Genomic DNA, 17,398 nt, shown 5'->3' on the forward strand with positions numbered 1-17,398 from the left:
ATGGAACCTTGCGGACAACTTCGGTCCGCAAGGTTCCGGGAGTTATCGCAGACCGGATTTCTCCAGGAACTCCAGCTCCGCCTCTTGCTGGAACGCGCCGCCGCCCTCGTGGCCATTGAACTGCCACACCTTCATGTCCTTCGGCCCCGCGTAGTGGTTGTAGGCGGCGAAGACCGTCGACGGCGGGGTCACCCGGTCGGCCAGGGCGGCCGAGAACAGCGCCGGGGACATGGCCCTGGCCGCGAAGTTCATCCCGTCGAAATAGGACAGTGTGCTGTAGACGGTGTCCACCAGGTCGCGGCGGTGCTTCAGCATCCGCCCGATCTGGTTGTACGGCGCCTCGTCCAGCAGCGTGGTGGCCCGCCGGAAGTCGCACAGGAACGGCAGGTTCGGCAGGGCCGCCGCCACGTCCGGCACCAGGCCCGCCACCGCCAGGGTGATCCCGCCGCCCTGGCTGCCACCGGCCACGATCACGCGCGAGGCGTCGACCATCGGGTGCGAACGGACCGCCTCCACCGCCCGCACGGCGTCGGTGTACACACCCCGGTAGTAGTAGCCCTCCGGCGCCTCGATGCCCCGGGTGACGCAGTCGGCGTCATAGCCGCGCCCACCCTGGTCCCAGGTCTCCATGACGAAATTGGCATAACCGGCCGCCGACCAGAACAGCCACTCGTGCGGCCTGCCCCGCGTCCCGCCATAGCCGACGTAGGTGACGACACAAGGCAGCGGGCCGCCGATCCCGCGCGGCACGATCAGCCAGCCCCGGACCCGCCGCCCGCCGTAACCGGCGAACGAGGCGTCGAAGACCTCGACGGTGGCCAGCCGCGAGTCGTAGGGGGCAAACTCGGCGGCGACCGGCGCCGTCCGCGCCTCGACGAGAGTGGCCGTCCAGAAGCGGTCGAAGTCGGCGGGTTCCTCCCGCTCCGGTCGATATTCGCGCAGCTTGTCCAGCGAGTAGTCGAACCACATGGAGAGAGAGCCTATCCCGCCTTGCGTGATCGCCGCCCGACGCGCAGTACCGGCGTTTTTCCCAGGTGAGTACGGTGTGCGAATGTCGTTCACCGCAGCAGTTCCGCCGGTCCTCCGGTGACCGGGACGCCGCGCCGCCGCGCCAGCTCGGTCACCATCTCCGAGGTGGCCCGCCACGCGGGCGTGTCCGTCTCGACGGTGTCCTATGTGCTCAGTGGCAAGCGGGTCATCTCCGAGAGCACCCGCCAGCGGGTCCTGGCCGGGATCCGCGCCCTGGGCTACCACCCCCACGCGGGCGCGCGGTCCCTGGCCAGCAACCGCTCCAGCCTCATCGCGCTGATCCTCCCGGCGCACGCCGACGCCCACACCGCGCGCTTCACCACCGCGGTGGCCGCGGCCGTCCGCGAGTTCGACTACGACGTCCTGCTGGTGCCGTCCTCCGCGGGGGAGGACGGGGTCCGGCGACTGGCCGCCGGGTCCATCGTGGACGGGCTGATCCTGATGGAGCCCGCCCTCGTCAGCGTGCTGCGCGCCGTGGGCATGGCCGGGATCCTCATCGGGCACTGCGCGGACAACCCCGGAGTGTCCTGTGTGGACCTGGACCGGACCGCCGCGGGGGCGGCCTGCGCGGACCGGCTCGCGGATCTTGGGCACTCGGTGCTGGCGCTGCTGGGGCCGGTGGATTCGCGGACGCGGTCGGGGTTTCTGGAGCAGGCTCGGGATCGGGGGGCGACGGCGGTGACGGTGGAGTGGCCAGAAGAACCCCGGGCTCTGCACGACTGCGTGGAGGCCTTGATCGAGGACGACATCACGGGGTTCGCCGTGGAGGACGAGTCTTGTGCGCGGTACATGCAGGCGGCGCTCGGGGGGCAGGGGGATGTCGTGGCGGTGCGGTCGGATGAGTCGGCGGATGCGCTGGGGGGCGAGGCGGTGCGAGTGTTGATGGCGGCGTTGGAGGGGAAGGGGGGGCCGGGGGTTACTCTTCTGGCGCCTTAGGGCTCTCCCGCGGATCGGCCGTCTTCTCTTGCCTGCGTTGGGGGTGGGTGGGGGTCACCCTCTGGACAGGGGTTTCACCCCTTGGACCCGACCAGGGGTGCGGCCCCTGGACGCCGGACCTCTCTCGGGAGGCTCCACCCGCGTTCGGCTTTGAGGACGGTGAACGCAGAACCTGGGGGTGTCAAGACGGAAGAGCTGTCTTGACACCCCCAGAACCTGCGTTCTATGACCCGTCGGCCGACCGAGGGAGGATCCTCTCCTTTCCCGAGACAGCTTCAGCGGATCTGGTCTCGGGGGCGCTGTTTGTCGGCGGGTTGCGGGCCGTCTCGGTGGGGCTCTAAAACAACAGGCTCTCGACCCCACCCGGGTTCTGACCCCGTAGCAGGCCAGTCACCTTGCCCGGGTCTAAAACAACGAGCCTTTGTCCGTGCCCGGGTTTTGACCCCGTTGCAGGCCAGTCACTTCGCCCGGGTCTAAAGCAACCAGCTCCGCCTGTTGCCCGTGTCCTGACCCCGTTGCCGGCCAGTCACTTTCCCCGGCTTCAAGCCGCGTGGGGCCTGGGCCTGTACTGACTGGCTGCTAGCCGAGCCGCTGCTCCAGCACCTGTCCCGGCCAGTCCTTCACCGTGAAGGCCGCCGTGGGCGTGAAGCCCTGCGACTCGTAGTACGCCACCAGTTTCCGGTCGGCGCCGCCGTAGCAGTCCACGCGGATCAGGCCGATGCCGAGTTCGCGGGCGCGGTCGCGGGCGTGGTCCAGGAGGCGGGCGCCGACATTCCGTCCCCGGAAGTCTCCGGCGGTGATGAGGAAGTGGACGTAGAGCTCCGGCTCGTCGATCGCGGGGGCGTATTCCTGGGGGTGGGTGGCCACCGCGAGAGCTCCGGCGAGTCTTCCGCCGATCTCGGCGACGAAGAACTCGGTGCTGGTGAGCCGGTCCATCATGGTCTTGGCGCGCTCGGGGTTCTCGCTCCAGGGGCGGGTGCCCCATTGGCCGGTGCGGCCTTGTTCCACCAGCCAGGCCACGGCGTCGTCGCCCATTTGGATCACGCCGGGGATGTCGGCCTCGGTGGTGGGGCGGATGGTCATATCGCTCGGAAGGGTGCTCATAGGGCAGTGAGGATACGCGGCCCGTCGGCGGTGACGGCGATGGTGTGCTCGAAGTGGGCGGCGCGGGTGCCGTCGACGGTGCGGATGGTCCAGCCGTCGGAGTCCAGTGTGGACGTGTCGCGGCCGCCGAGGTTGAACATGGGCTCGATGGCGATGACCAGGCCGGGCTTGAGTTTCATGCCGCGGCCCGCCTTGCCCTCGTTGGGGACGTGCGGGTCCTCGTGCATCTTGCGGCCGACGCCGTGGCCGCCGTAGCCGGCCAGGAGGCCGAAGCCGCCCGCGCGGCCGATGGCGCCGATGGCGGCCGACACGTCGCCCATGCGGGCGCCGGGGACGGCGGCGGCGATACCGGCGTGGAGGGCGCGCTCGGTGGCGTCGAGGAGGATCCGGTCCTGTTCGGACGGTCGCTCGCCCACAGTGAAGGACACCGCCGCGTCGGCGCACCAGCCCTGGACGAAGGCGCCGCAGTCGATGCTCACCAGGTCGCCCTCGGCGAGGGGGACGGCGCTGGGGATGCCGTGCACGATGGCGTCGTTGACGCTGATGCAGGTGACGCCCGGGTAGGGGGTGCTGGCGAAGCTGGGCACGTAGTTCAGGAAGGCGGGCTTGGCGCCCTCCTCGACCATGATCGAGGCGGCGAGGTCGTCGAGTTCCTTCGGCGTGACACCGGGCTTGGCCTGCTCGCGGGTGGCCGCCAGGCAGCGGGCGACGACACGGCCGGCTTCGCGCATGTACTCGATCTCGCCGGCGCTCTTCAGTTCGACCATGGTGTTCTCTCCCCTAGTCGCCCGCCCACGGTCGGCGGTCGTCGAGTACACGGTATGCGCCGTTCGCACGCCTCGTCCATCGAACCCCGGCTAGGCCAGATTCGCCGACCTCGGGTAGGCGTCGGCGGGATCGGTGAGCACGTTGACCAGGTACGGGACGCCCGAGGCGAAGGCGCGGTCGAGCGCCGGGCCGAGGTCGGCGGCCTTCGTGACGGTCTCCCCGGCGCCGCCGAGGGCGTCCACGACGCGGTCGTAGCGGAGTCCGGGGGTGAGGTCGGCGGCGGCGGTGTGGCCGTACATGGCCTTCATGGGGTGCTTCTCCAGCCCCCACACGCCGTTGTTGCCGCACACGATGACCACCGGCAGGTTCTGGCGGGCCAGCGACTCGGCGTCCATCAGGGAGAACCCGGCGGCGCCGTCGCCGAGGAGCAGGCAGATCTGCCGGTCGGGGCGGGCCACGCGCGCACCCATCGCGTAGCCGAGGCCGGTGCCGAGGCAGCCGTAGGGACCGGGGTCCAGCCAGCAGCCGGGCCGGGCGGGTTCGAGGTACTTCCCGGCGTAGGACACGAAGTCGCCGCCGTCGCCGATGGTGATGGCGTCCTCGGCCAGGACCTTGCGCAGCTCGCCGTAGACGCGCGCGGGCCGGACCGGGTCGGACTCGGCGGCCATCTCCTCCTCGGCCTTGGCGGTGGCGGCGCGCTCGGCCTGCCGCAGGGCCGCGATCCAGGTCTCGTGCTCGGCGCGGACGCCGGTGTAGGACGCCAGCTGCGTCAGCGCCAGGCGCAGATCGCCGCAGGGCGCGGCGGCGGGAGTGACGTGGGTGGCGCGCAGGCTCTCGGCGTCCACGATGTGCACGACCTGCGCGTCGCCGAAGTCGCCGAAACCGAGCCGGAAGTCCAGTGGGGTGCCGATCACGGCGACCACGTCGGCGTTCTTCAGGGCGTGGCGGCGGCTGCGGGCGAAGGCCAGATCGTGCCGCGGCGGGAGCGCGCCCCGGCCCATGCCGTTGGTGTACAGGGGAACCCGCAGAGCCTCGGCGCATTCGCGCAGGGCGGCGAAGGCGTCGGCGGCGTACACGTCGGATCCGGCGATGATGACCGGACGCTCGGCGCGCGCCAGTAGCGACGCCGCCCGGTCGACCTCCTCGGGGTCGGGCTCGACCACCCGAACCGGTTCGCCGACGGCGATCTCGGACTCGGCGCGGGAGAAGACCACCTCCAGCGGGAGGTCGAGGAAGACCGGCCCGCGATGCGGGGTGAGCGCCTCGCGCACGGCGGCGTCCACATCGGACACCACCCGCTGCGGGTCGGTGACGGTGGCGGCGCGTTTGGCCACCGGGGCCACGATCGGGACGTGGTCGAGCTCCTGGAGGCTCCCGGCGCCCCAGCGCCACATCGCCGCGCGCCCGGCCAGCACCACCACCGGCGAGCCGTTGAACGCGGCCGTCGTGATCGCCGAGATCCCGTTGGTGACACCGGGACCGGCGGTCAGCACGGCCAGCGACGGGCGGCGGGTCAGCCGCGCGACGGCCTCGGCGGCGAAGACGGCGGTCTGCTCGTGGCGGACGTCGTAGATGGGCACGCCCTGCTGGACGGCCGCGTCGTAGAGCGGGAAAACGTGCCCGCCGGACAGAGTGAACATCTCCCGGACGCCGTGGCCCCGCAGGGTCGCCAGGGCCAGGTCGCCACCGGTGCCTTCCATTCCGGCAGACTACGCGTTCAGGCCGCCCTCCGGCGCGCGGTGCCCGATTCGCCGGGCCGGAACTCCCCCGACGATGGCGCGTTCGGGCACGTCGCGGGTCACCACCGCGCCCGCGCCCACCACCGCACCGCGTCCAATGTGGACGCCCCGGGTGACGATGGCCTTGGTGCCCAGCCAGCAGTCGTCGCCGATCTCGATGGGCGACTTGATGATGCCCTGGTCCTTGATGGGCCGGTCCAGGTCGCCGATGCGATGGTCGAAGTCGATCAGGTAACACTCGTCGGCGATCAGGCAGTCCACGCCGACGCGGATGTCCAGGTACGCGTTCAGGGTGACCCGGGCGGCCAGCACCGAACCGGCGCCGATCCGGACGGTGCCCTCGTGCGCGCGGATCGCCGTCCCGTCGCCGATGTGCACGCGCGGGCCGATGATGAGCCGCCCGTAACCGCGCCGGGCATGCAGGCGCACGCCGCGTCCCAGGTGGACCGGCCAGGCGATCCGGACGCGCGGGGAGGTCAGGCGGACGCGCAGGTAGCGCGCCGCCCAGACCGTCCACCGCCACGCCCTCACTCGGGTTTCCGCCCGGTGATCAGCACGTTGTAGAAGAGATCGCGCGGGAGCACCGCCGCCAGCACGTCGTCCACCTTGGACAGCGCCTGCCAGGAGCGGTAGGCGAAGTTCGCCCAGCCGAAGCCGAGCCGCTCGCGCGGCACCGCGGCCTCGAAGGTCCGCACCGGCCAGCCGAACAGCGCCGCCGTCAGCTCCTCGGTCTTGACCTCCACATCGGACGCCCCGGCCGCGACCGCCATCTCGCGCAGCTCGCCCGGCACGAAGGTGTGCAGGTCGACCACCGACTCCAGCGCGGCGGCCTCGGAGGACTCGTCGAGCTCCTGCTGCGGCCGCCGGAAACCCTCCAGCCCCGGCAGTCTCGTCAGGTTCGTGGTGGCCCACCAGGTGAGCCGTCCCAGCCGCCGGGCGTAGAAGTCGCCGACCCGGGTCGGGTCACCGGCGAAGACGAACCGCCCGCCGGGCTTGAGGACCCGCAGGACCTCCTTGAAGGCCAGCGGGACGTCCGGGATGTGGTGCAGGACGGCGTGCCCGACCACCAGGTCCATGGAATCGTCGGCGTAGGGGATCTCCTCGGCGTCGGCGACCCGGCCCGAGACGTCCAGGCCGAGGGCCTTCCCGTTGCGCACGGCCGTCTCGACCATGCGCGGGGAGATGTCGGTGACGTGCCCGCGCTCGATGACGCCCGCCTGCATCAGGTTCAGGGTGAAGAACCCCGTCCCGCAGCCGACTTCGAGGGCGCCCCCGTACGGCCAGCCCGCCTCGCCCGCCATCACCGCGAACCGGTCGCGGGCGTAGGCGATGCAGCGCTCGTCGTAGGAGATCGACCACTTCTCGTCGTAGGTCTCCGCCTCCCAGTCGTGGTAGGCGATGTTGGCGGCCTTCGGGTCGTCGCGCAGCTCGTCGTAGAGGCTCATTTGCCGGTGAACTCCGGCTTCTCCTTGGCCACGAACGCGTCCATGCCGATCTGCTTGTCGGCGGTGGCGAACAGGCCCGCGAACAGCTGCGACTCCCAGGCCAGGCCGGAGGCGAGGTCCATCTCCAGGCCGCCGTCGATGGCGGCCTTGGCCGCGCGCAGCGCCTGCGCCGGGCCCTTCGCGTAGGACTTCACCATCTCCATGGCGGCGGTGAGCACCTGGTCGGCGGGCACGACCTTGTCGACCAGCCCGATCTCCAGGGCCTCCTTCGCGTCGACCATGCGGCCGGTGAAGATGAGGTCCTTGGCCTTGGCCGGGCCGACCAGGCGCGGCAGCCGCTGCGTGCCACCGGCGCCGGGGATGATGCCGAGCCGGATCTCCGGCTGGCCGAGCTTGGCGTCCTCGGCGCACACCCGCAGGTCGGCGGTGAGCGCCAGCTCGCAGCCGCCGCCCAGGGCGTAGCCGGTGATGGCGGCGACGACCGGCTTGGGGATCCGCGCCACCGCGTCGAAGGCCGACGACAGGTCGCGCGCCCGCGCCGACATGCCGACGTAGTCCATGTCGGCCATTTCCTTGATGTCGGCTCCGGCGGCGAAGACCTTCTCCCCGCCGTAGACGACGACCGCCCGGACGTCCTCGCGCGCGGTCGCCTCGTGGGCGGCGGCGCGAAGCTCCTCCTGGACCTGCGTGTTCAGCGCGTTCATCGGCGGCCGCGACAGGCGGATCACACCGATGCCGCCGTCGACCTCAAGGCGTACGAACTCAGTCATGCTGGGGAGATTACCGGGCGGTACGCCGCCTGGGGCCAGGGCCGGTTTCGGCGGATTCGGCCGCGTCGCGACGCGATCACCGGCTCCGGCGGGGACGAACCCCGCCGAACCGAGGGAAACCCCTGCTCGCGGCGGGCGCGGTGTGTGATCCACGTCCGCTTCCGGAAGACCCGGCCACCGGCGCGACTTGATGCGGGCATGAGCACCCCGATCGCCGGATACACCGCCCCCGGCTACGAGCCCGTCCGCGAGGCCTTCGCCGAGGCGCTGGACGCCGAGCCCGGCAACCAGAACGCGCACCTGGCCGCCTACGCGCACGGCCGCCTGGTCGCCGACCTCTGGAACGGCCCCGACGGCGACGCCCTCACCGGCCTCTACTCCGTCGCCAAGGGCGTGACCGCGCTGGTCACGGCACTGGTGGTGCAGGACGGCCGCGTCGACCTCGACGCGACCGTCGCCTCCTACTGGCCGGAGTTCGGGCAGAAGGCCCTCACCGTCCGGCAGCTGCTCGGGCACCGCTCCGGCCTCGTCGGCGTCCCCGAGGGCTTCACGCCCGCGCAGCTGGCCGACGACCGCGTCCTGGCCGCGCGCCTGGCGTCCGCCGAGCCGTACTGGACCCCCGGTGACGGCTACGGCTACCACGCCTACGTGATCGGCGCCCTCGTCGGCGAGGTGGTCCTGCGCGCGACCGGCCGCACCGTCCGCGAGATCTACGAGGAGCGCGTCCGCGCGCCCCGCGGGCTCGACCTCTTCCTCGGGCTGCCCGCCCGCGAGGAGAACCGGTTCACGCCGATGCTGCCCGCCCTCGGCGAGTCCGGGCTGCCCCCGCGCGACAGCCTCATCGCCGTCGCGTTCAACCTGCACACCGACCCGCCGGCCGACATCCAGACCTTCCTCAACTCCCGCGAGGCCCGCGCCAAAGGCCCCGCCTCGGCGGGCGCCGTCGGCAACGCGCGCGGCATCGCCGGCGTCTACGCCGCCGCCATCGGCGCCGACGGGACCGAGCCCCTGCTGCGCCCGGAGACGGTGGCGGCCTTCGCCGAGCCGTACTCCACCGGCATCGACCTGGTCACCGGCGAGGACCACGCCTTCGCACTGGGCTTCGAGGCCCAGGGCCTGCGCTACCCGGGACTGTCCCGGCACGCCTTCGGGCACTCCGGCGCGGCGGGCGCGCAGGGCTTCGCCGACCCCGGCCTCGGCCTGGCCTACGGCTACAGCCGCAGCCGCTTCCACTTCCCGCCCGGCGGCGGGGCCGTGGAGAACGACGGCTTCGTGGCGGCACTGGTGGAGGCGGCGGCGCGAGAGGCGGGCTGACGTCACCGGAGGGCGGTCCAGTCGTTGAACCGGGTGAGCCCGAAGGGAGGCCGGTCATGACCCCCGACCCACCCAAAGCCGCGACCTCGGCGGCCGCATCCGCCGGTGCCCTCGCACACGAGGCGTACCGGCGGGGCATCACCCACGACGCGGCGCTGATCCGGAGCCACGGCCTCATCGGCGACGAGTGGGCGGCCCGTCAGGCGGCGGCCGCCCGGGCCGTGCGCGAACTCGGCATGCCGTGATCGGGCCGGGAAGCGGTACCGAGTGGCAGGCCGCCGATCTCGACGGCCTGCCGGACGACGGCCTGCGCTACGAACTCGCCGACGGCGTGCTCCTGGTGAGCGGGAGCCGCACGCCCCACCATCAGCACGCCCTGTTCGAACTCGCGCTGATCCTGGGCCCGGCATGCCCTCCGCACCTGCGGACGCTGCTCGGCCCCATCGAGTTCCGCCCCACGCCGCAGCGGAGCTTCCAGCCCGACTTGATGGTCGCCCGTGTCGAGGACATCGGCGAGAAGAACCTGACGCACCCGCCCGTTCTCGCCGTCGAGGTCCTGTCCCCCGGCACCGCGCTGGTCGACCTGAACCTCAAGCGCAAGGCCTACGCGCAGAGCGGGATCCAGTCGTACTGGATCTTCGATCCCGAGGCCGAAGAGCTGGTCACCCACGAGCGCGACGGCGAGAACTACACCGAGACCGGCCGGGTCTCCGGTGACGCCGAGCTGGCGGTCGCCCTGCCCTTCCCCGTGACCGTCCGCCCCGCCGACCTGGTCCTCTGACGCCTCAGCACCCCTCCACCGCCGGCGGCTGCCCGCCCGGTTTCAGCACCACCGCGCCCCCGGTCAGCACCGCCAGGATGTTCACCCACGCGTCCGACCTCGGGTTGAACACCTCCGAGTGCGCGTGGATCCCGCGGATCTCGGTCCCGGCGAGCGCGCCGATCGGGCGTCCGATGTCGTCGGGCGCGTTGGGGTCGGCCACGTGGAAGCCGCTGTCCAGCAGGATCGTCCCGGGCATCTCGTCGGGATCGAGCCCGTGCCCGATGCCGGGCGCGTCGCCGCTGCCCTGCACGTAGCCGATCAGGTCGGCGGGCGCGGTCATCGAGTAGCGCGTGCGGCAGGGCGCGTCGTACTGGTGGACGTCGGTCACGCCGTGCCCGGATCCGGCCGAGGCGAGCTGGAGGATCACGTCGGCGTCGAGTCCGCGCGTCTCGGCGAGCCCGACCACGGGCCCGCCGTAGGAGTGCCCGATGGCGATGACGGGGACGCCGGGCGCGAGCCGCGCGCGCAGGTCGCGGCTGAAGGAGGCGAGCCGGGGCGCGGCCTTCTCGGCGTATCCGGCCAGGCCCTCCTGGAGCCAGCCGGAGGGGAAGTCCGCACCGGCCCACACGATGACGGCGAGTTTCCCGGCGGCCTCGGGGGCGTCCACGAAGGACCGCGCGCGCAGGGCGTAGCGGATGAAGTTGTCGCTGACGACGGACGCGCTGCCGCCGGGCACGAGGATCCCCACCCGGGTGGCGCTCGTCAGGTCGCCGATGACCTCGGCCCAGGAGCCCTGCCCGTTGTTGGCGACGGGGTCGAAGTAGATCAGGTCGTGCCCGCGGTCGGCGGCTCCGGCGAAGAAGTCGGCGTAGGGCGTCCCGGCCAGCGCCCACGGGGGCGTCCACATCGGCACGTCGGGGGTGCTGGGGCGGACGGTCTCGGCGGTGAGCCGCAGGCGGTTGGCGGCGATGCGCGCGGGGTAGGGCGCGCCCTCCAGGTTGCCGATCGCGGAGGGGAACAGCACCGCCGCCCATTCGGTGACGGCGGCGGGCAGCCCGGCGAAGAAGGCGCGGACCACGGCCGGGTCCTGCCCGGCGAGGCGGGTGAGGGCCTCGGCGACGGGGTCGTCGTAGGACGCGGGGTCGCGCCCGGCGGCGGCGACCACGAGGCGCGGGTCGAGGGCGACGCGGGTGGCGGCGGCGGACGCGGTGAGCCCGGCGAGGCCGGGCGCGACGGCCGCGACCAGCGCGTCCGGTGTCTCGGCGGGCGGCAGCGGGGCCGCGCCGGGTTCGGCGGAGACGGGCGTGGTGAGGGGGTACACGATGGACGGGACCCCGACGACCACGACGGCGGCGAGCGCCACCAGCACGGCCTGTCGCAGCCGTGCTTCGACCTGTGCCCGCCACGTGGTCACCCGGTCATTTAACACCGGGCGGGCGGTTTTGGTCACGACATCCGGTGCACGCCTTTACACGGCGCGTGCGGTGTACCGGTCTCCGTTGCGGGTGAGCTCCAGCGGGATCCCGAAGGTCTTCGAGAGATTCTCACCGGTCAGCGTGTCATCCATGAGGCCCGAGGCGACGACTCCCCCGTCGGCGATCAGCAGCGCGTGGGTGAACCCGGGCGGGATCTCCTCGACGTGGTGGGTGACCAGGACGATGGCGGGCGCGTCGGGGTCGAGGGCCAGCGCCGAGAGCCGCTGGACGAGGGATTCGCGGGCGCCAAGGTCGAGTCCGGCGGCGGGTTCGTCGAGGAGCAGCAGCTCGGGGTCGGTCATGAGCGCGCGGGCGATCTGGACGCGCTTGCGCTCGCCCTCGGAGAGGGTGCCGTAGAGGCGTCCGGCGAGTTCGGCGACGCCCAGCTGGGACAGCAGCGCCAGGGCGCGTTCCTCGTCGAGGGTGTCGTACTCCTCGCGCCAGCGGCCGACGACGCCCCACGCGGCGGTGACGACGACGTTGGCGACGGTCTCGTCGGCGGGGATCTGCTCGGCGAGCAGGGCGGTGGCCAGGCCGATGCGGGGGCGCAGTTCGAAGACGTCGACGGCGCCCATGCGCTCGCCGAGGAGGTGCACGGTCCCGGCGGTGGGGTGGGTGCGGGCGGCGACGAGGTTGAGGAGGGTGGTCTTCCCGGCGCCGTTGGGGCCGAGGACGACCCATCGCTCGTCGAGTTCGACGTGCCAGCTGACGTCGGTCAGGAGCTTGGCGCGTCCACGGCGGACGGTCGCGGAGTCCACGGAGATCACGAGGTCTGTCGGCTCTGGCACGTACCCATCCAACCACGTCGTCTCGGGACCCCTGGAGCTGGCCGGTGCGTCGTAAGGTGTGGCATTCGGAGGTGATGCAGGTGACAGTCGTCTGCGAGATCAGCGGACTTCGCAAGTCGTTTCGGACCTTGCGCCGCGGGCCCGTGGTCGCCGTGGACGGTCTCGACCTGGTGGTCCACCGGGGTGAGGTGCACGGGTTCCTCGGCCCGAACGGCTGCGGCAAGACCACGACGCTGCGGGCGTTGCTGGGGCTGGTCCGGGCCGACGCGGGGATCATGCGCGTGTTCGGTGAACCGCTGCCGGAGCGGTTGCCGCATGTGGTGAACCGGGTCGGGGCGATCGTGGAGGCGCCGAACTTCTTCGGCAACTTCACCGGGTTCCAGACCTTGCGGCTGCTGGCGTCGTCGGTGGGGATCCCCGACGCGCGCGTGCACGAGGTCCTGGAGATCGTGGGCCTGCGCGACCGCGCGCGGCAGAACGTGAAGGCGTACTCGCTGGGCATGCGGCAGCGGCTGGCGGTGGCCTCGGCGCTGCTGAAGAAGCCGGAGCTGCTGATCCTGGACGAGCCGGCCAACGGGCTGGACCCGGCCGGCATCCGCGAAATGCGCGAGCTGATGCAGAGCCTGGCGGCCAACGGCGTGACGGTGCTGGTGTCCTCGCATCTGCTGGGCGAGGTCGAGCAGCTGTGCGACACGGTGACGATCGTGTCGCGGGGCCGCCGCGTGCACACCGGCAAGGTGGCCGACGTGATCGCGTCCCAGTCGACCGGGGACGTGCGGGTGCTGGTGGCCGACCCGGAGGCCGCGCTGCCGGTGCTGGCCGAGGCGGGCCTGGAGGCCCACCGCGTCAACGAGCACATCGTCGTCCCGCGCATGAACGATCCGGCGTTCGTCACCAGGACCCTCGGCGAGAAGGACATCTGGGTGTCCGAGCTGGTGCAGCTCAAGCCGGACCTGGAGACGGTGTTCCTCCAGCTCACCGGCACCGCGCCGGTCGCCGGGCGCTACCCGCAGGTGGACGACTCGGTGCGCGTCCCGCCCCCGCCCCTTCCCGTGTCCGCGCCGGTCGCCGAGACGATCACGGTCACGCCCGAGTCCGGAGGTCCGGCCTGATGCTGCTCAAGGTCGAGCTGCGCCGTTTCTTCACCCGCCGCTTCGGGATGGTCATGTCCCTGGCGACGGTGGCGGCGATGGCCGTCATCCTGATCATCGCGATGGCCAACTCGCACAAGCCGAGCGCCGACGAGATCGCCTACGCCGAGTCGGAGGCCGCCGCCGCCCGCATCGACATGGCTCCCCGCTTCGACGAGTGCCAGCGCATGTCGCCGCTGCCCGCCGTCGTCGACGGTGAGGAGAACTGGCTGTCCGGGCAGGACTGCGCCCAGTACGACCCGGACCTCATCGACGCGGCGAACTACCTGTACGGCTCGGTGTCCTTCACCCAGGACGTCCCGCCGCTCATGTACGTCTTCGGCTGCCTGATCGCGATGGCGGGCATGGTCACCGCCGCCTCCTTCGTGGGCGCCGAGTGGCCCACCGGCGGCATGACGAACCTGCTGCTGTGGAAACCGCGCCGGATGGAGGTCTTCTTCTCCAAGCTCGGGGCCTCGCTGATCACCATCACCGCCGGCGCCTTCGGTCTGACCGGCGTGTTCCTGCTGCTGATGTGGGTGATCACCTCGGTGGGCGGCTACGTCGGCGACGTCAACTCGACCTGGCTGGGCGAGTTCGTGGAGCAGGTCCTGCGCATGGCGGCCCTCCCGGTCATGCTGACCGTCGTCGGCTTCTCCATCGCGATGCTCGGCCGCCGCACCGCCGCCGCCCTGGGCGCGCTGGCCGCCTACGCCGTGGTCTTCGAGTTCGGGCTGCGCATCATCGGCCAGTTCATCCCCGGGCTGTACTTCCTGGAGCTGTTCACCCTGTCGCCGTACGTGATCGGCTGGCTGATCGGCAGGTACGAGATCGTGGACTACGGGTCGAGCTACTCCAACTACGGCGACTACGTCGAACCCACGACGATCACCATCGACCGCGTCGGCGGATCGATCGTGCTGCTGCTGTTCACGCTGGTGCTGGTGGGGGCGGCGGCTTGGGTGTTCAAGCGGCGGGATGTGGCGAACGGCTAACACCACGGACGAGACGAGGCGGCAGGGCGGGGTGCACGCCGACGCGCACGGCGAGGCGCGTGCCGAGGCGCGTGCCGAGGCGCGAGGGTGACCACCCAGCGGGAGAGAAGTGTCTTGATCGGGTGGTGAAGCTGGGCGCGCGCGTGCAGCGGCGCAACCAGCCCGGTTGGCCACGACGCACCGTGTGCCGAGGAACAAAGGCCGCCTCCGGCTCGGGGGAAGTGTTTTGACTTCCGGGGTCCAGGGGACGGAGTTCCCTGGTGGGTCCAGGGCAAGGCCCTGGTCTGGTGCAGGGCGAAGCGCCTGCTACCTCGATCCGAACGGTCGTGAGGCGAGGTGACACCGCAGGTGTCACTCGCTCAAAGGGAGGGCCGGGGCGCCGCCCCGGCCTCGCCCCGCCCCGGCCCTGCTCCGTCCCGCGTCACCCTGGCCCCGCTCCACCCCGGCTTCTCTTCTCGGGTGCGTGGGGCTTGCGGCCGTGGCCTGTCGTCTTCTCCGCGTGGTGCCCAAGGGGCTTTGCCCCCTGGACCCCCACCAGGGAACTCCGTCCCCTGGACCCCGGGAACTCACAACACTTCCCCCGAGCCGGAGGCGGGCTATGTTTTTCGGCACCCGCTGCTTCGTGGCCGACCGGGTTGGTTGCGCCGCTGCACGCGCGCGCCATTCTTCGACACGCGATCAAAACCCTCCCCCTCCCCCGCGTGGGTGGTCCCCCTCGCGCCTTCGGCCTTCGGCCTTCGCCCCTCGGCCATACCGCCGCGTGCCCACAAACACGAAAGGCCCGGCTTCCGCCGGGCCCTCGCGTCCCTCTCCACCGCCCCTAACACCCCCACGAACCTCACCGCGTCCGCCACGATCCTCCCGCTCCCGCCGGTCCACCGGCTCACCGCGACCGCGTCGTAATCCCCCGCCGCCATCGCGAACTCACCCAGCAGCCGCCAGGTTCCGCCCGACACGCTCTGGTCCAGGTACACCGACACGTTCCCGCCCGTGGTGTGCACGATGTAGGGCGTCTTGTCGTTGTTGCCCGCGTCGGCCGGGTGCCAGGCGTAGACGCGGTACTTCCCGGTGGTGGGCAGGGCGGCCTTGAACCACAGGGGGTCGGAGGCCTTCACGGGGTCGGCGACGTGGACGCCGCTGCCGTACTGGCCGCTCATGGTCGCCGACTTCCACGTCGCCGAGGCGGTGATGCGGCCGGTGGTGGCGTCGTCGACGATCACGCCGTCGTCGCCGCCGCTGCCGCCGTCGTCACCGGCGGCGCGGACGAAGGACATGTAGCGGTCCCAGTCCCAGTACTTGCCGGGGTCGGTGTGGTCGGCGCCGGGCACTTCGACATGGCCGATGATGTGGTCGCGGTCGAGGGGGATGCCGTAGCGGTCGCAGATGTCGCGCACCAGGGCCGCCGAGGACTTGTACACGGTGTCGGTGAACCACTTGGACTCACTGATCCAGCCCTCGTGCTCGATGCCGATCGACTCGGTGTTGACGTCCCAGTTCCCGGCGTGCCAGGCGATGTTCTTCTCGCGCACCATCTGCGTCACGTGGCCGTCCTTGGCGCGCATGATGTAGTGCGTGGTGACCTGGGCCTTCGGGTTCTGGAACCAGGACTTGGTGCCCTCGTAGGTGCCCTGCATGACGTGGATGACGACCTGTTTGATCTTGTGGTCGCGGGGCCGGTCGGCCACCGTGTAGTTCTTCGTGCTCGCCGCGGCCCAGTCGGCGCCCCCGTAGTCCACCGAGGACGCCTCGGGGTCGGGGCGCGCGCCGGGCGTCGCGGCGGGCGGATCGGCGAGGCCGGAACCGCCGTCACGGTGCTGATCGGCGTTTGCGGGCGTCGCGGTGAAGAGGAGGGCCGCGGCGATGGCCGCCGCGGCCGCACGTGTGACGAGTCGCATATCGGACACGATATGCGAGTACCCGTCCATTTTTCACCATTCGGACCGTTCACCCAAAATGGACTCACTCCTCGTCGAAGATCTCCTCGCGGACGGCGTCCAGCCCGATGAACATCGCCCCGCGCATCACCGGGTCCTCCGACACGGTGCCGACCACGACCCGCGGGCGCACCGGCGCCAGGCGGGTGACCTGCTCGGCCACGCGGGCCGAGAGGACGTCGCCGCCGGCGTAGCCGACCGCGCCGCCGAGCACGACCAGGCCCGGGTCGAGCACGACGCTGACCGAGGCCACGCCGAGGGCCATGCGGGCGGCGAGCTCGTCGAGGAAGGCCTCGCCCTCGGCTCCGGCCGCGACGGCGGCGCGGACGGACTTGGCCACGTTGACGCGCTCGAAACCGTGCTCGCGTGCCAGGTTGCGGACGATGTCGGCGCCGACGAGCTGCTGGAAGGAGCCCTTCGCGCGGCGCGCGACCGACCCGGCGGGGAGAGGGCCGCCGGGGACGGGGAGGTAGCCGATCTCGCCGGCGCCGCCGGTGGCGCCGCGGTGGAGGCGGCCGTTCAGGATGACGCCGACGCCGAGGCCGCGGCTGAACCAGACGTAGACGAAGTCGTCGACGCCGGTGGCCGCGCCGTCGCGGTGCTCGGCGACGGCGGCCAGGTTCACGTCGTTCTCGAAGGTCACCGGCCGCTTCAGGTCCTCGGTGAGCGCCGCGCGCAGCCCGTGGTGCCAGGAGGGCAGTTCCCAGGAGAAGCCGAGGTCGCCGGAGTCGGGCTCGACCAGGCCGGGCGTGCCGCACACGATGCGGCGGATCCGCTCGGGCGGCACGTCGGCGGCGGCCACGACGTCGAAGACCGCGCGGTGCACGACCTGCACGGGGTCGTCGCCCTCGCCGGTGTCGATGCGGACGCGCCCGCACACGCTGCCGGTGAGGTCGGCGATCGCGGCGGTCACGCTGCGCGGGCCGACGTCCACGCCGACAACGTAGGCGTAGCCGGGCACGACCGAGTAGACCGTCGCGTTGGGTCCCCGTCCGCCGGGGCGGCTGCCGACGACGGTGACCAGGCCCCTCGCTTCGAGCCGCTCGACCATCTGGGAGGCGGTCACCTTGGACAGCGAGGTCTCCGCGGCCAGCTCGGCCCTGGTCATCGGGCCGTTGTGGAGCAGCAGTTCGAGCGCGGCCCGGTCATTGAGCACACGCAGCAGGCTGGGGATGCCCGGAGATCGGCGAGTCGCCATAGGTGGTCGC

The 17,398-nt window shown here is 71.9% G+C and carries 17 protein-coding genes; 6 read left to right on the forward strand and 11 right to left on the reverse strand.

Translation table 11 applies throughout. The annotated features are described in order from the left end of the window. Window positions 1-42 precede the first annotated feature (42 nt). Window positions 43-969 (reverse strand): acetylxylan esterase, encoded by a 927-nt coding sequence (locus QSK10_RS02990; protein ID WP_285661016.1) that lies wholly within the window; start codon window positions 967-969, stop codon window positions 43-45. A gap of 117 nt (window positions 970-1,086) precedes the next feature. Here QSK10_RS02990 and QSK10_RS02995 point away from each other — a divergent pair, with 117 nt between their 5' ends. Next, a complete protein-coding gene (locus QSK10_RS02995; protein ID WP_285661017.1) occupies window positions 1,087-1,965 on the forward strand; it encodes a LacI family DNA-binding transcriptional regulator in 879 nt (292 codons plus the stop codon). Between the two features lie 579 nt (window positions 1,966-2,544). Here QSK10_RS02995 and QSK10_RS03000 read toward each other — a convergent pair. The 6 genes from QSK10_RS03000 to QSK10_RS03025 all read right to left on the reverse strand — a co-directional run bounded on the left by QSK10_RS03000 (window position 2,545) and on the right by QSK10_RS03025 (window position 7,791). Beyond that, entirely contained in the window at window positions 2,545-3,048 is a 504-nt protein-coding gene (locus QSK10_RS03000; RefSeq protein WP_285661018.1) for a GNAT family N-acetyltransferase, read from the reverse strand. A 17-nt stretch (window positions 3,049-3,065) separates the two neighbouring features. Beyond that, complete coding sequence (gene map, locus QSK10_RS03005; RefSeq protein WP_285661019.1) at window positions 3,066-3,836, reverse strand: type I methionyl aminopeptidase; 771 nt, start codon at window positions 3,834-3,836, stop codon at window positions 3,066-3,068. Between the two features lie 90 nt (window positions 3,837-3,926). After that, window positions 3,927-5,537: an acetolactate synthase gene (locus QSK10_RS03010; RefSeq protein ID WP_285661020.1), complete on the reverse strand. Its 1,611-nt coding sequence runs from the start codon at window positions 5,535-5,537 to the stop codon at window positions 3,927-3,929. A gap of 9 nt (window positions 5,538-5,546) precedes the next feature. Then, window positions 5,547-6,107, reverse strand: a complete 561-nt coding sequence (locus QSK10_RS03015; protein WP_285661021.1) for an acyltransferase — start codon at window positions 6,105-6,107, stop codon at window positions 5,547-5,549. Then, the gene (locus QSK10_RS03020; protein ID WP_285661022.1) at window positions 6,104-7,021 is read right to left on the reverse strand and encodes a class I SAM-dependent methyltransferase; all 918 of its coding nucleotides are present in this window, start codon (window positions 7,019-7,021) and stop codon (window positions 6,104-6,106) included. The genes QSK10_RS03015 and QSK10_RS03020 overlap by 4 nt, the downstream gene beginning before the upstream one ends. After that, complete coding sequence (locus QSK10_RS03025) at window positions 7,018-7,791, reverse strand: enoyl-CoA hydratase/isomerase family protein (RefSeq protein WP_285661023.1); 774 nt, start codon at window positions 7,789-7,791, stop codon at window positions 7,018-7,020. Before QSK10_RS03025 ends, QSK10_RS03020 begins: the two co-directional genes overlap by 4 nt. A gap of 198 nt (window positions 7,792-7,989) precedes the next feature. On the opposite strand from QSK10_RS03025, the gene QSK10_RS03030 reads away from it, so the two are divergent. From QSK10_RS03030 to QSK10_RS03040, 3 genes are read left to right on the forward strand one after another with little or no spacing between them, the layout of a single operon-like run. Continuing rightward, window positions 7,990-9,105, forward strand: coding sequence for a serine hydrolase domain-containing protein (locus tag QSK10_RS03030; protein WP_285661024.1), 1,116 nt, complete (start codon window positions 7,990-7,992; stop codon window positions 9,103-9,105). 56 nt (window positions 9,106-9,161) lie between these two features. Next, window positions 9,162-9,350: a hypothetical protein gene (locus QSK10_RS03035; protein WP_285661025.1), complete on the forward strand. Its 189-nt coding sequence runs from the start codon at window positions 9,162-9,164 to the stop codon at window positions 9,348-9,350. Beyond that, window positions 9,347-9,886, forward strand: coding sequence for a Uma2 family endonuclease (locus QSK10_RS03040; protein WP_285661026.1), 540 nt, complete (start codon window positions 9,347-9,349; stop codon window positions 9,884-9,886). Before QSK10_RS03035 ends, QSK10_RS03040 begins: the two co-directional genes overlap by 4 nt. A 4-nt stretch (window positions 9,887-9,890) precedes the next feature. Here QSK10_RS03040 and QSK10_RS03045 read toward each other — a convergent pair whose 3' ends face one another. Together QSK10_RS03045 and QSK10_RS03050 are read right to left on the reverse strand one after the other, a co-directional pair. Beyond that, complete coding sequence (locus tag QSK10_RS03045) at window positions 9,891-11,282, reverse strand: alpha/beta hydrolase (RefSeq protein WP_285661027.1); 1,392 nt, start codon at window positions 11,280-11,282, stop codon at window positions 9,891-9,893. 54 nt (window positions 11,283-11,336) lie between these two features. After that, window positions 11,337-12,131, reverse strand: coding sequence for an ABC transporter ATP-binding protein (locus QSK10_RS03050; RefSeq protein ID WP_285661028.1), 795 nt, complete (start codon window positions 12,129-12,131; stop codon window positions 11,337-11,339). 80 nt (window positions 12,132-12,211) lie between these two features. On the opposite strand from QSK10_RS03050, the gene QSK10_RS03055 reads away from it, so the two are divergent. Then, window positions 12,212-13,243, forward strand: a complete 1,032-nt coding sequence (locus QSK10_RS03055) for an ABC transporter ATP-binding protein (protein WP_285661029.1) — start codon at window positions 12,212-12,214, stop codon at window positions 13,241-13,243. Beyond that, window positions 13,243-14,256 carry an ABC transporter permease subunit gene (locus QSK10_RS03060; protein ID WP_285661030.1) on the forward strand — a complete coding sequence of 338 codons (1,014 nt, stop codon included), beginning with the start codon at window positions 13,243-13,245 and terminating at the stop codon, window positions 14,254-14,256. Before QSK10_RS03055 ends, QSK10_RS03060 begins: the two co-directional genes overlap by 1 nt. Before the next feature lie 596 nt (window positions 14,257-14,852). Here QSK10_RS03060 and QSK10_RS03065 read toward each other — a convergent pair. Both QSK10_RS03065 and QSK10_RS03070 read right to left on the reverse strand, forming a co-directional pair. Next, window positions 14,853-16,151, reverse strand: a complete 1,299-nt coding sequence (locus QSK10_RS03065; protein ID WP_285661031.1) for a golvesin C-terminal-like domain-containing protein — start codon at window positions 16,149-16,151, stop codon at window positions 14,853-14,855. Window positions 16,152-16,215: 64 nt separating this feature from the next. Next, window positions 16,216-17,388 (reverse strand): ROK family transcriptional regulator, encoded by a 1,173-nt coding sequence (locus QSK10_RS03070; RefSeq protein ID WP_285661032.1) that lies wholly within the window; start codon window positions 17,386-17,388, stop codon window positions 16,216-16,218. Window positions 17,389-17,398: the final 10 nt, after the last annotated feature.

It is taken from the genome of Actinorhabdospora filicis (genome assembly GCF_030269765.1).
Classification (GTDB): domain Bacteria; phylum Actinomycetota; class Actinomycetes; order Mycobacteriales; family Micromonosporaceae; genus Actinorhabdospora; species Actinorhabdospora filicis.

Excerpts from the sequence above, each read along its gene's own strand:
- QSK10_RS03065 (WP_285661031.1), bottom strand. The coding sequence starts at position 16,151 with ATGCGACTCGTCACACGTGCGGCCGCGGCGGCCATCGCCGCGGCCCTC.
- QSK10_RS03010 (WP_285661020.1), bottom strand. The coding sequence starts at position 5,537 with ATGGAAGGCACCGGTGGCGACCTGGCCCTGGCGACCCTGCGGGGCCAC.
- QSK10_RS03070 (WP_285661032.1), bottom strand. The coding sequence starts at position 17,388 with ATGGCGACTCGCCGATCTCCGGGCATCCCCAGCCTGCTGCGTGTGCTC.
- QSK10_RS03060 (WP_285661030.1), top strand. The coding sequence starts at position 13,243 with ATGCTGCTCAAGGTCGAGCTGCGCCGTTTCTTCACCCGCCGCTTCGGG.
- QSK10_RS03025 (WP_285661023.1), bottom strand. The coding sequence starts at position 7,791 with ATGACTGAGTTCGTACGCCTTGAGGTCGACGGCGGCATCGGTGTGATC.
- QSK10_RS02990 (WP_285661016.1), bottom strand. The coding sequence starts at position 969 with ATGTGGTTCGACTACTCGCTGGACAAGCTGCGCGAATATCGACCGGAG.
- QSK10_RS03020 (WP_285661022.1), bottom strand. The coding sequence starts at position 7,021 with ATGAGCCTCTACGACGAGCTGCGCGACGACCCGAAGGCCGCCAACATC.
- QSK10_RS03000 (WP_285661018.1), bottom strand. The coding sequence starts at position 3,048 with ATGACCATCCGCCCCACCACCGAGGCCGACATCCCCGGCGTGATCCAA.
- map (WP_285661019.1), bottom strand. The coding sequence starts at position 3,836 with ATGGTCGAACTGAAGAGCGCCGGCGAGATCGAGTACATGCGCGAAGCC.
- QSK10_RS03030 (WP_285661024.1), top strand. The coding sequence starts at position 7,990 with ATGAGCACCCCGATCGCCGGATACACCGCCCCCGGCTACGAGCCCGTC.
- QSK10_RS03035 (WP_285661025.1), top strand. The coding sequence starts at position 9,162 with ATGACCCCCGACCCACCCAAAGCCGCGACCTCGGCGGCCGCATCCGCC.